Annotated in this window: 12 protein-coding genes and 1 tRNA gene; 2 read left to right on the top strand and 11 right to left on the bottom strand. The window is 37.8% G+C overall.

Annotated features, from left to right (window positions below; all coding sequences use genetic code 11):
* The first annotated feature begins 167 nt into the window (after positions 1-167).
* Positions 168-521 carry a hypothetical protein gene (locus ABES52_RS07640; RefSeq protein ID WP_429650535.1) on the top strand — a complete coding sequence of 118 codons (354 nt, stop codon included), beginning with the start codon at positions 168-170 and terminating at the stop codon, positions 519-521.
* A gap of 12 nt (positions 522-533) precedes the next feature.
* Positions 534-977 carry a hypothetical protein gene (locus ABES52_RS07635; RefSeq protein ID WP_429650533.1) on the top strand — a complete coding sequence of 148 codons (444 nt, stop codon included), beginning with the start codon at positions 534-536 and terminating at the stop codon, positions 975-977.
* Positions 978-1,205: 228 nt separating this feature from the next.
* Here ABES52_RS07635 and phoU read toward each other — a convergent pair whose 3' ends face one another.
* The 11 genes from phoU to ABES52_RS07580 all read right to left on the bottom strand — a co-directional run bounded on the left by phoU (position 1,206) and on the right by ABES52_RS07580 (position 12,879).
* On the bottom strand, positions 1,206-1,865 hold the full coding sequence (gene phoU, locus ABES52_RS07630; RefSeq protein ID WP_429650531.1) for a phosphate signaling complex protein PhoU: 660 nt from the start codon (positions 1,863-1,865) through the stop codon (positions 1,206-1,208).
* Positions 1,866-1,889: 24 nt separating this feature from the next.
* The gene (gene pstB / locus ABES52_RS07625) at positions 1,890-2,714 is read right to left on the bottom strand and encodes a phosphate ABC transporter ATP-binding protein PstB (protein ID WP_429650529.1); all 825 of its coding nucleotides are present in this window, start codon (positions 2,712-2,714) and stop codon (positions 1,890-1,892) included.
* A gap of 31 nt (positions 2,715-2,745) precedes the next feature.
* Positions 2,746-3,624 (bottom strand): phosphate ABC transporter permease PstA, encoded by an 879-nt coding sequence (pstA, locus tag ABES52_RS07620; RefSeq protein ID WP_429650527.1) that lies wholly within the window; start codon positions 3,622-3,624, stop codon positions 2,746-2,748.
* The gene (gene pstC / locus ABES52_RS07615; RefSeq protein WP_429650525.1) at positions 3,624-4,559 is read right to left on the bottom strand and encodes a phosphate ABC transporter permease subunit PstC; all 936 of its coding nucleotides are present in this window, start codon (positions 4,557-4,559) and stop codon (positions 3,624-3,626) included. Before pstC ends, pstA begins: the two co-directional genes overlap by 1 nt.
* An 82-nt stretch (positions 4,560-4,641) precedes the next feature.
* On the bottom strand, positions 4,642-5,610 hold the full coding sequence (locus ABES52_RS07610; protein WP_429650523.1) for a PstS family phosphate ABC transporter substrate-binding protein: 969 nt from the start codon (positions 5,608-5,610) through the stop codon (positions 4,642-4,644).
* A 505-nt stretch (positions 5,611-6,115) separates the two neighbouring features.
* Positions 6,116-8,251 (bottom strand): peptidoglycan D,D-transpeptidase FtsI family protein, encoded by a 2,136-nt coding sequence (locus ABES52_RS07605; RefSeq protein ID WP_429650731.1) that lies wholly within the window; start codon positions 8,249-8,251, stop codon positions 6,116-6,118.
* A 170-nt stretch (positions 8,252-8,421) separates the two neighbouring features.
* Positions 8,422-9,621, bottom strand: coding sequence for an MFS transporter (locus ABES52_RS07600; RefSeq protein ID WP_429650521.1), 1,200 nt, complete (start codon positions 9,619-9,621; stop codon positions 8,422-8,424).
* Positions 9,622-9,766: 145 nt separating this feature from the next.
* Entirely contained in the window at positions 9,767-10,375 is a 609-nt protein-coding gene (gene sodA / locus ABES52_RS07595) for a superoxide dismutase SodA (protein ID WP_429650519.1), read from the bottom strand.
* A gap of 142 nt (positions 10,376-10,517) precedes the next feature.
* Positions 10,518-10,591: transfer RNA gene (locus tag ABES52_RS07590), tRNA-Ile, on the bottom strand.
* A gap of 80 nt (positions 10,592-10,671) precedes the next feature.
* Positions 10,672-11,151 (bottom strand): DUF456 domain-containing protein, encoded by a 480-nt coding sequence (locus ABES52_RS07585; protein ID WP_429650517.1) that lies wholly within the window; start codon positions 11,149-11,151, stop codon positions 10,672-10,674.
* Positions 11,152-11,268: 117 nt separating this feature from the next.
* Positions 11,269-12,879 carry a Na/Pi cotransporter family protein gene (locus ABES52_RS07580; RefSeq protein WP_429650730.1) on the bottom strand — a complete coding sequence of 537 codons (1,611 nt, stop codon included), beginning with the start codon at positions 12,877-12,879 and terminating at the stop codon, positions 11,269-11,271.
* Between the last annotated feature and the right edge of the window lie 197 nt (positions 12,880-13,076).

Genomic DNA, 13,076 nt, shown 5'->3' with positions numbered 1-13,076 from the left:
GACAATTCTTTCTTTTTTTATCGTAACATTGATAGGTTAAAAGGACAATAAACGCATTTTGTCGGATTATGTATGATTTTCTTATGATCGATTTCACACTTCTGTCCCTTTTGGTTGTAAGCTATAATATAGGTAGCAAAAGTTGTATAATACAGGAGTGAAGTCATTTGGAAACCGTTTTAATCATCCTTATTTCCATTTCGATCGCTTTGTTCATTTTGTCATTTTTCCAAAAAGATCGGACAAAGCAATTGGAGAAAGAGTTTGAAGAATTCACCCTATCTGTAATTCAAGAACAATACCAAATGAAAAAAAGATTAAAAGTATTAGAAGAGGAATTATTAATTCAAGAAGAAACGTCACCGTTCAGGGCTGTTCCAAAGAAAAGGCCGCAAGTGCATGAAGTAGTAAAAAATCAAGTGCTCGCCCTGCACCGTCAAGGGCTAAGCTTAGACCAAATTGCCAAACAATCAGCGCTCTCTTTGCAAGAGGTATATCAAATCATCGAATCGCATAGATAGGATGTTGAGAACATGGATCGAAAAGTAACAAGAGCATTTGCAGCAGGACTATTCGTATCATCCTTAACCATCTATGGCTACCATACATTTTTCAACTCACCGAGTACGAAAGAAAATACTGTCGAAACATTTGTCAAAAAAGAAACGTATGATGAACTCGAACAGTCATACGAAACCTTAAAAATTGATTATGAACAGACCCAAAAAAAAGTTAAACAGCTGCAAGAAAAGACAAATAAAATAGAAAAACAATTGGTGTACATTCTTGAAATAACACAAGGAATGACTCCATCAGACATAAGTGACAAACTAGAAAAAGCCGGCATTATAGAAGATGGAGGGTCTTTTACGAAATTCCTGGTTGAAAAAGGCTACCATCGAACAATACAAATCGGTACATATAAAATAACGAACGACATGACCTTCGAACAAATTGCAGGGGAAATTTCAAGTTAATATCACAAGGTAAGGGGTATGCATTTTTTTGAGTACTTTTTCCGATTGAAAAATACTACTATCAATCATTTGAAGTTTACACTGTTACCAGACGAACCGCTATGTTGTGAAAAAAATAAACATATCCGTTAAGTTCTCGGTAACCGCTATACCATTTCGTCAAAACCTAATGAACCTTCAAATACAAAAAACCGGATGAACTTAACTAGTTCATCCGGTTTTTTTAATTCAGTTATTTAAATCGTAGTGACGTCCTTTTACTAAATAGAAGATGCTTTCCGTAATGTTTGTGACATGGTCAGCCGTGCGCTCTAAATAACGACAGATGAATGAAAGCTGCGTAATTTGTTCGATTTTTTCTGGCATTTGATGTGTATATGAAAGTAACTCTTGAATGGTTTGACCATATAAGGAATCGACTTTATCGTCCATTTCCGCTACCTGCTTTGCTTTCACGATATCTTCTTCTTCGAATGCCTTCATTGTTAATTCAATCATAGATGAGGCAATTTGATGCATTTTTTTAATATGGTCAATCGGTTTGATTAACGGCTCATTTCCAATGCGAATCGTTGATTTAGCGATATTTACCGCAAAATCGGCAATGCGCTCTAAATCGCTTGCGATTTTTACGGCCACCATAATACGACGTAAGTCAATAGCCACCGGTTGCTGTTTCGCAATTAAAAGAATTGCAAAATCATTAATTTTTTCCTCTAATTTATCTACTTTCGCATCTTCTTCCATAATACGTAACGCATCGTCAATATTTTGTTGTTCTAGTGCCACGATTGCTCGATTTAAGGCGTTTAAGGCATACTCACCGAGTTCGACTAACTTATCTTTAAGTTCTTGTAAATCGTATTGAAACTTTTCCCGTACACCCATGATTGCTTCCCCCCCTTATACAAATTATCCGAATCGTCCTGTAATGTAGTCTTCCGTACGCTTGTCGGAAGGATTGGAGAAGATTTTATCAGTTTTATCATATTCTACTACTTCTCCGTTTAGGAAGAAAGCCGTTTTATCAGAAATACGCGCCGCTTGCTGCATGTTGTGTGTAACGATAATGATACTGTAGTCTTTTTTCAATTCTTGAACGAGTTCTTCTACTTTTAATGTAGAAATTGGGTCAAGTGCCGATGTTGGTTCGTCCATTAAAATAACGTCAGGCTCAATGGCTAAACAGCGAGCAATACATAAACGTTGTTGCTGACCACCGGATAATCCGTACGCATTTTGATGTAAGCGATCTTTTACTTCGTCCCAAATCGCTGCACCACGTAAGCTTTTCTCTACAATTTCATCAAGAATTTTTTTATTACGGATTCCGTGAATACGTGGACCATACGCGATATTGTCATAAATAGATTTAGGGAATGGATTTGGTTTTTGGAAAACCATTCCTACTTTCGTGCGTAACTCTTCCACACGATAGTTTTTATCAAAAATGTTCCGCCCACGATAACGAATTTCCCCGGACGTTTTCACGTTTGGTACAAGTTCAATCATGCGGTTTAATGTTTTGATGTAAGTTGATTTACCACATCCAGATGGCCCGATAATCGCTGTTACTTCGTTTTCCATTACGTCTAAATCAATATTTTTTAACGCGTGGTGATTTCCGTACCAAAGGTTTAATTGCTTTGTTTCATAAATCGGCTTTTTCACAACTTTCTTTTCTTCCTTATGCTCTTTTGTTACTTCTTCCTTTTTCTTTACTAACGTGATTTCCATGTTGAAAACCTCCCTCATCCAATCGAAAAAATTAATAACGGTTTTGGAATTTGTTTCGGATCAATACCGCAATCGAGTTCATAACAATTAACAATCCTAATAAAACGATAATACCGGTTGCCGCTAAGGCATGGAATTCTTCTTGAGGTCGACTCGTCCAGTTGTAAATTTGCATCGGTAATGCCGTAAACGTATCAAGCACACCCTTCGGTAAGAACGCTAAGAACGTTGGAACACCAATAACGACTAGCGGAGCGGTTTCACCAATCGCACGGGATAACGCTAAAATACTACCTGTTAAAATTCCTGGAATAGCTGCTGGCAAAACAACACGTAAAATGGTTTGCCATTTCGTTGCCCCCATTCCGTAAGAGGCTTCTCGTAACTCTTTTGGCACAGAACGAATGGCTTCTTGGCTCGCGACAATGATAACTGGAAGTATTAACAAACTCATTGTTAAACCAGCGGCCAAAACACTGTTTCCTAACATAAAAGCCCGTACAAAAATGGTTAAACCAAGTAATCCGAACACTACGGAAGGAACTCCAGCTAAGTTAGAAATGTTCACTTGAATAAAGTTCGTCACTTTATTTTTCGGTGCATACTCTTCCAAATAAATCGCCGTTCCCACTCCTAAAATGAAGGAAACAGGAGCCACAACAGCCATCAACCAAATGGAGCCAATTAATGCTGCTTTAATTCCGGCCTTCTCTGGAAAACGTGAAGGGAAGTTTTGAAAGAATCCCCAATCGAGATATCCAATTCCTTGAGTGAATATCCGATATAGAAGGATAGCAAGAACGATTAATCCGAATGTTGTCGCAACGAAAAATATTCCTCGAAAAATGTTGTTCGTGAGAATTCGCGAAGACATTCTCTCAACAACTGTTGAATGATCCACGTATTTCATTAATATTCCTCCCTAAAGCGTTTAGCAATGTATTGTGCTAACAAGTTCATCGCTAACGTAAAAATAAACAGAGTCATTCCTACAGCATAAATACTGTAGTAAATCGTTGTGCCGTATCCAGCATCACCTGTACTTACTTGCACGATATATGCAGTCATCGTTTGTAACGAGCTCGTAATGTCCCAAGATAGATTTGGTGTTGACCCAGCTGCGACTGAAACAATCATTGTTTCACCAATCGCACGTGAAATCGCCAGTACGATTGAAGCGACAATACCCGATACAGCTGCAGGTAAGACAACTTTCATCGTCACTTCAAACTTCGTAGCACCAAGAGCTAGTGCTCCTTCACGAATGGCTTTTGGCACAGATGACATGGCATCCTCTGATAGGGAGGCGATCATTGGAATAATCATGATTCCGATGACAATTCCTGGGCTTAAGGCGTTAAAAATTTCTAACGAAGGTATAAGTTCTCGTAAAACTGGTGTTACAAAGGTTAACGCAAAAAACCCGTATACGATTGTCGGAATTCCTGCTAATACTTCTAAAACTGGCTTTATCGTCCGTCTCGTTTTTTCGGATGCATACTCACTCAAGAAAATGGCAGATGCTATCCCGATTGGTACCGCAACTAACGTCGCAATAACCGTAATTTTTAACGTTCCAGTAACCAGTGGGAAAATTCCGTATGATGCTTGTTCTTCAGAGAACGGATACCATTCCTTTGCAGTTAAAAACTCAACAATGGAAACTCGTTCGAAAAACGTAAGTGTTTCTTTAAATAATGTAAATAAAATGCCGATCGTTGTTATGACTGAGACAGTTGCAATACAGAACAAGATGATTGGAACGAGTTTTTCAAATTGTTGAAGCTTGTTCTTTTTTCGATTTTGTTCAATCATTTCTTGGATTGAAACCTTTGGTGTTGCCATTTTTTGAAAACCCCTTTCATCCACATGGCAAGATGAGAAGCAAACGTTACCTGCTTCTCATCCATTTTCGTTTTAGTTTGTATTACTTAAGGCTTTCAAGAGTTTCAAGAGCCTTTTGATATTCTTCTTCAGGAAGTTTTACGTAGCCTACTTCTTCAGCAAGCACACTTGCATTTTCAAGAACGAATTTTACGTAATCATATACGGCTTCGTCTTCAGCCACAGCAGAGTTTTTCACATAAGTGAATAGCGGACGTGATAGTGGGGAGTATTCTCCGCTTTCGATCGTTTCGTTGGTTGGCTCAACAGGACCATTTCCACCATCAATCGGAACAACTTTTAATTGATCTTTGTTTTCAAGGTAATACGCATATCCGAAATAACCCATTGCGTTTTTGTCACCAACGACACCTTGTACAAGAACGTTGTCGTCTTCAGAAAGTGTAGCGCTTTTCGCGATTGGTTGCTCCTCAAGGACTACTTCATTAAAGTAGTCGTAAGTACCAGAGTCAGTACCTGGAGAATAAAGTTTGATTTCTTTATCTGGCCACTCTGGACGGATGTCTGACCATTTTTTCACTGTTCCATCTTCAATCCAGATTTTTTGAAGTTCTTCAATCGTTAAGTAGTCCACCCAGTCATTTTCTTTGTTTACTACAACAGAAAGACCATCATATGCAAGTTTGAATTCTGTATAGTCGATTCCCTTTTCTTCTAATTCCGCTTTTTCAGCGTCTTTAATCGGACGAGAAGCGTTGGAAAGTTGAGTTTCACCTGCGATGAATTTTTCAAATCCGCCACCCGTACCTGAGAAACCGACAGAAACTTTTACACCAGGTTGTTGGATCATATATTCTTCTGCTACTGCTTCCATGATTGGATAAACGGTTGATGAACCATCGATTTTTACAGTACCTTCTAATTGTTTTTGTTCTTGAGCTGCGTCAGAGCCTTCACCGTTTGTACCAGTATTTGCTCCGTTTCCGCATGCAGCGAATACTAAAGAGGTACCAATTGCTGCTGTTAGGGCTAAAAGCTTCATTTTTTTCATTCCGTAATTCCCCCTAGAATTTTTCGTTTGATTGCTTACGTTTAAAAGACTAATACATTTCTTTTAAAGTGGTTTTAATCTATTGTTAAGCTTTTGTAAATACGCATAGTTTTATGTGTTTTAGCATCATTCAATTATTGGCAGGAGATTTGTTGAAGTTATATAACTTAAAAAAATAGGTAAGTAAATATTTTATAGAAATCCTAAGATGGGTTGTCAGAATCAAGAAGTGAATGATCCATATTGGTAATCCATTTGTCTGAGGATAGATGGAGTTTACTAGAGGACGGTTACGAAGTGAAGTATGTTTGTTCGATAAGGTCTCTAGTAATCTACAAAATATGTTCAAAAATCTTGATAAAGTGTCAACTTCGTAATTTTTAGAAATCTGTCCGAAACTTCAATCGATAAATCTAGAATAAAACGAAAACAATCATCCTCATTTAATCCTTAACAAAAAAATGCGTGACCGAACCTTGTTCAGTCACGCCGAAATATTCATTAATTATTCTTCATCCTCAGTGGGGTGGACCTCTGTTTCCTCCTGTATCCCTTCCTCTATATTATTAACATATTGTATAGCATTTTGTTGTTGATTGGCCATGCGTTTTTGTTTTAACTCAAAGTAGGCATCGAGAACACGCCGACCAATGTCTTTATTAATCGTAACTGCTGGGACACTTTTTTGATATGCCCACGGAACGACAACCGCCATCGCAATTTCTGGTTTGTCATACGGAGCATAAGCAACTAAAGTTAAGTTCGTCGTTTGAGGCGGAGGTCCTTCAAATTCTTTTCGCCGTGGTCCATCGTAAAAAGCTTCTGCCGTTCCCGTTTTCCCAGCTGGTAAATATGGGGCATCTGCAAAGAACGAATAGGCGGTTCCTCCTGGTTCTTGCATTACTTGCCGGAAACCTTCTTGCACTCGTTCCATCCATGTTGGATCGACGTCCAGTATATTTAACACTTTTGGTTGGATTTCCTCTATAATCGGACCAAGTTGTTCATTATCATCATTTGGTTCTCGAATCTCTTTAACAATATGGGGTTGAATACGGTAACCTCCATTGGCTATCGTTGAGACGTATTGGGCCATTTGTAATGGGGTATACGTATCGTATTGTCCAATCGCTAAGTCTAATAACAATCCCGCTTGCTCATATGGCCCTTTAAATCCGATTTGTTCGTTTGGTAAATCGATTCCGGTGCGGACACCTAGACCGAATTGGCTAAAGCTTTGTCGCATCCAGGAAAACGCATCCGTATCAATGACAAGCGGTTGGTTATAACGATAGACTCCTCCACCTATACGTATAGCTGTTTGGAACATATATACGTTCGATGATACTTTTAGGGCAGTGATATCATCAATTAATCCAAAATTTTTCCAAGATTTTTTTAATGGAGTATCTTTAATTTTTAACGGTTGGTCGTATATTTTATCCCCTGGTGTGATGGCTCCAAGCTGATAACCTGTTAAAATAGTAGCTCCTTTTACCGCTGAACCCATTGTGTAAGAAGTAGTAAACGTTCCTAAAGCGAAATCTTTTAACTTTGGCTGTCCAGTATTTTGGTCGATACCATATTGCTTTCCTGCAAGTGACAAAATTTCGCCTGTAAATGGATCCATTAAAACGACAAACGCCCGATCCAATAACGACGTATTTGGTAATTTCTTCGCTTTAAGAAGCTCTTCTTCAATGATTTTTTCAACGGCTAACTGTAATTCTATATCTATGGTTAAAACTAAATCTTTTCCCCGTTGTCCTTCTTGTACTAATTCAGAATCGATCACATTTCCAGATTTGTCGGTGATATTTTTAATTTTTTCCTTTTGTCCACGAAGTACGTCTTCATATTGTTGTTCAATATAACTAGTACCGACACGATCGTTACGACTGTAGTCTCGGGATAAATAATAATCAAGTTTTTCTCTTGGAAGTCCCTCTTTCGCTGAGCTCACTTCACCTAAAATCGTTTTCAACGTTTGACCATATACGTATTCACGATCCCAATCAGTCGTTGTATCTACCCCTGGTAAGGAATCCAAATGTTCACTTACCTTAGCAAATTCTTCTGAAGTGACTCCTTCATTTTTTACCATTTGTGGAGTTAAGGCATATCCGCTTGAAAATTCACGGAAAATCGCTAAAACTTCTAAATCAGCTTGCGATAACATGGCTAAATCTTTTTCCGTAATCCGGTCTAATTGTAATTGATACAATTTTTTGTTGTACTCATCTTGAGATAAGTCTAATTCCTTTAACTTCTGTTTATCTTCTTCAGTAATTTTTTCTTGTGCTAAATCTGGAAACTTTAAGATCCAAAAGTCTTTTTTGTCCCGTTCAGTTACTTCTTTCGGGTTTTTTTTAATGAACTTGGCTAATTTTTCAGCGACCTCTAGCATTTCGTCGACCTTCGTTGAATTAGTCCGTGTATACGTAATGGCATTTAAAGGAGTATTGTCCACAATAACATTATAATGACGATCGTAAATTCTCCCGCGTGGGACAGGTGTATTGACGGTTACATCCTCCGTCCGCTCCACCTCACGACGATAGTCTTCACCATACACGATTTGTACGATACCTAACCGTAAAATTAATGTAGAAAATAATAAAAAGACGATAAAAAACAACATGTTTAACCGTACCGGCACATGTGTTTTTTTCTTCTTTTTTTGTTTTTTCAATGGCTCATTCCTTCCTTTCCGTAAGGCCTCCTTTACTATTGTATTCGAATTAACGGGATTTTTCTATCGGTATGAAAAAATTCACATCACGAAAAAAGTGCGGCTCCTCCTCATTTAAACTAAACTTTTCTTACGGCCAAATAAATAAAGGAGTAACCAGCACCTAAGATAATTAATAAAATGGGTAAAATTTGTTCACTTGGAAATAATGAAACTGCTCCTAAAAATGTAAGGATCGAGACGATTCTTCCGCTATTAAGAAAAATTTCTCGCACAACGATATATTCAATTCTCATTTCAGCTGCCCTCCAACTTTGACCAATCACATCGTACGTCATCGAAATATACGGGACAAGCACGATCGGATACGCAACGGCAATAGTAGCAGCATAAACTAATAAACGGATATAACTCATTTCTGGGACAATTATAAAGATGGAGAGAAAAAGAAGTATTCCACCGATCAATATAGCTTTTTTACGAGCTCCTTTTTTCAATAAACGTGAAACAAAAATATACGCGATAAACGAGATGGTTGAATTGACAAGACCGAATGTTCCAATTGCTAATTCGCTACTGGTTACAATGAAAACGAAAACTGTAATGACAAATAGGAATGTTCCTTCACGAAGTCCTTGAAAAAAGTGAGCGTTCGTTATGCCTTTCCATTGGTGATTTTTCTTTCGCTCTTTAAAAATACGTACAAACTCATACTTTCCTGAAGCTGGGCGACGAGTGATGGAAAAACTTAACACAATCGCAATGGCAAATAAGAAAAGTGAAATACCGAAAACAAGTGTATATCCTGCATAAGAAGTAAATCGCGAGATAATAAATCCGGCTAAAATTGGCCCAATCATTCCTCCTGCAGAGGTTAAGGATCCTAAAAAACCGTTAAAAAAATCGCGCGTCTCAGGCTCGGTAATTTCAAACGTTAACACGTTATAGGCTAACCAATAAAAACCATACCCAATTCCTAACAAAGCACCTAACAAAATTAAGAAATTCGAAGCCTGCTGACCGATAAAAAGAACCGTAAAATAAAAACTCGTTAAAAAAATTACTCCGAGTCGTAACACAATGACACGATCAATTTTTTTCGCCCAGCGTCCTGCTAAAATGAACGTTAAAGGCTGAAATATAACGATAGTTAAATTATATATACCCAAGTCAACATAATTTCCTGTCTGTTTCCATAAATAAATATTTACGAATGTATTGGACAGAGCTATGCTTAAGGAATACAAACTTCCTACATATAATAACAATCGTAAGTCTTTTGGTATCTCTACATCACCTAACCATTTTTTATAAAACATTGCGAAACTCCCCTTTTCATCTTTAATATTGTTTGATAATTAAATCTGAGTTATACAAATAAAAGGAGAATGCTAATAAGTTGGGAATTTCGCACAAAAAAAGGTTGCTGACATGTCAGCAACCTTTTGAATACTCTTAAAAAAATTACTTCGCAGCAGCGTAGCGTTTTGCTACTTCGTCCCAGTTCACAACGTTCCAGAATGCGTTAATGTAGTCTGGACGACGGTTTTGATATTTTAAATAATAGGCATGCTCCCAAACATCAAGGCCTAAAATAGGTGTTTTACCTTCCATTAACGGAGAATCTTGATTTGGAGTGCTTGTTACTTCAAGTTCGCCATCGTTTACAACAAGCCAAGCCCAACCGGAACCGAAACGTCCTGCAGCCGCAGCAGCAAACTCTTCTTTGAATTTCTCGAAGCTTCCGAATTTTTTATTGATTGCTTCAGCAAGTTCTCCTGTAGGTTCACCGCCACCATTTGGAGAAAGAATTTGCCAGAATAAAGAGTGGTTTGCATGACCTCCACCGTTGTTACGTACAGCTGTACGAACTGCTTCTGGAAGTTGGTCAAGGTTTGAAATTACTTCCTCAACCGATTTGTTTAACCATTCATCGTGTCCAGCAAGCGCATCGTTTAATTTGGTTACATACGTTTGATGATGTTTTGTGTGGTGGATGTTCATTGTTTCTTTATCGATGTGTGGTTCAAGGGCGTCGTAAGCATAAGGTAATTGAGGTAATTCAAATGCCATTTCCAATTCCTCCTTTTATGTACATGGTTTGCTTTTCAATCTTAAGATTACCAAAGAACGATTATTGAATCAAATCATTTGCTAATCGTATCTCCTTATTTAATGTAAAAACAAAAACCGGTTGGAAACCGGTTTTTGTTAATGGACCCTGCAGGACTCGAACCTGCGACCGGACGGTTATGAGCCGTCTGCTCTAACCAGCTGAGCTAAGGGTCCATTTTACATTTAGACATTCGTTTATTTATTGAAAATATAACACCGAACAGAAAAATCGTCAACATCATTTGGAAAGTCCATTAAATAACCAAAAAGAAGTAGACAATCATTCCTAATTGAATAACCGCTTTTACAAACGTGCTGCTAAAAAAACTTATCAATGACCCTACACCGATAGAGAGGCTTTCTTTTATAGGCTTCTTCCCGAAGGCAATTTCCCCTACAACGGCACCAACAAATGGACCAATAATAATCCCAAATACCGGTATGATCAACGGACCAATAATAATTCCTATTGTGCTTCCCCAAAAGCCAGCTTTCGAAGCTCCTCTTCGGTTCATTGTCAACCCGTTGATTACATAATCCGCTCCCATCATTAGACATGCTAATATCATTTGAATGACCCAAAAGCTCCAATGAAAAGGTTCGAATGAAAAAAATAACCCATATAATAAATAGCCTCCGAACAAAAACAACATCCCTGGGATAATAGGATAAATAAGCCCAACAAAGGCAAGCAAAAAGCAAATGACAATAAGTCCCCAATAAATAATTTCCATACGTTTCACCTTTCAACAATATTTTGGACGCATGTCCCACTTTTTTTACGGATATCATTACTTTAAGTTTCAAAAAAAAGAGAAGTAAGCGGAAAATCTTACTTCTCTTTCTTCACCTTAATGATGAATCCCTAATACGGCTTCAGCAATGTTTACTGCGTGGTCACCAACACGTTCTAGATTGCTTATAATGTCTACAAAAACAATGCCGGCTTGACCTGAGCAAAGCCCTTCATTTAAACGTAAAATATGTTGTTTACGTAATTTACGCTCCATTTTATCAATACGATCTTCGTTTTCGACTACTTCCCGAGCAAAGTCTTGATCATTATGGTCGATAGCAGAAATCGCTTTTTGAACGGTTGAAATGGTTAAACTAAACATTTCTTCTAAGTCGTGCATCGCTTCATCTGTTAATTTAACTTTGTTTGCTTGCTGATACTCTATTAATTCCACAATGTTTTCAAAATGGTCACCGATTCGCTCAATATCTCTTACCGTGTCCATTAAAATCGAATGACGTTCAGATTCAGCTGCTGATAACGAGCTTGTAGACAAAGAAATTAAATAATCCGTAATTTTTCGATCAAGATTGTTAATGGCGTCTTCCAGTTGTAAAGAGACTTCCGCATGCTTTGAATTTTTCGTCGTTAAGTATTGATGCGTTTCTTCTAACCCCTTAATCGCAAATTGTCCCATGCGAACAACTTCTTCTTTTGCTTGTCCTAAGGCAATAGAAGGAGATTGTTCAATGAAAATAGGGTCCAAATGTTTTGCACGATATTCAACAATTGAGTCCTCACCAGGTATTAATTTTGTTACAATTGCTGCTAGAACTCCAATAAAAGGTAATTGAATCACCGTGTTTGTCACATTAAACGTACCGTGTGCATAGGCAATGGTCATTTTTGGATCTAGTGATAAACTATTTTTCAAAAACTCTATAAAATCTTGAAAGAACGGTAAAATGATGAGGAAAATAGCTGTTCCTACCAAGTTAAACAACACATGTGTCGCCGCAGCTCGACGGGCAGCAACCGATGCTCCAAGCGCTGCTAAAACGGCTGTAATCGTTGTTCCGATATTGTCACCAAATAATACTGGTAGCGCAGCTTGTAAATCAATAAGGCCTTCCGCATGAAGCCCTTGTAAAATACCGACAGTCGCACTAGAGCTTTGTACAATGACCGTAAAGACGGTACCAGCAATAACTCCAAGAATCGGGTTATCACTCAGACTAACCGTTAATTCATGAAACGCTTCGAATGAACGTAACGGTTTCATTCCGGCGCTCATTAATTCCATCCCATAGAAAAGGGCACCGAACCCAAAGATAACTTGTCCAAGATTTCGAACTTTTTTATTTTTAAAGAAAAATATCAAGAAAGAACCTACGGCAATAATCGGTAACGCATATTCACCGATGTCAATACCGATGATGAACGCTGTTACTGTCGTACCAATATTGGCACCCATAATAACGCCAATTGCTTGGCGAAGCGTCATAAATCCCGCACTAACTAGTCCGACGGTAATGACTGTCGTTCCCGAACTACTTTGAATGAGAATCGTAACAATTGTACCGGCAATTACCCCCATGATCGGATTCGTAGTAAACCGGTCTAACACATCACGAAGACGATCGCCTGCAGACTTTTGCAAACCGTCTCCCATAAACTTAATACCGTAAAGAAAAATTCCAAGGCCGCCGAGAAACTCAAATAGCATTTGTTGAAGACTAAATTCCACTTTATTCAACCCCTATTAGTTAATCTTTTTCGACATTATTCATCAGACCCCATATAATTATTAATTCATCATGAACACAATGTAAACATGTTTAAATTAAAATTTACATTAGCTTAACATTTAGTTTTAATGTTACATTTATGTTACAAAAGTATTATTTTTCAGAATTCTAATTT

This window comes from Aeribacillus pallidus (assembly GCF_050478865.1).
Lineage (GTDB): Bacteria > Bacillota > Bacilli > Bacillales > JACDOC01 > JACDOC01.
Note: the sequence above shows the minus strand (reverse complement) of the source record. Positions and strands in the feature narration are given on the sequence as shown.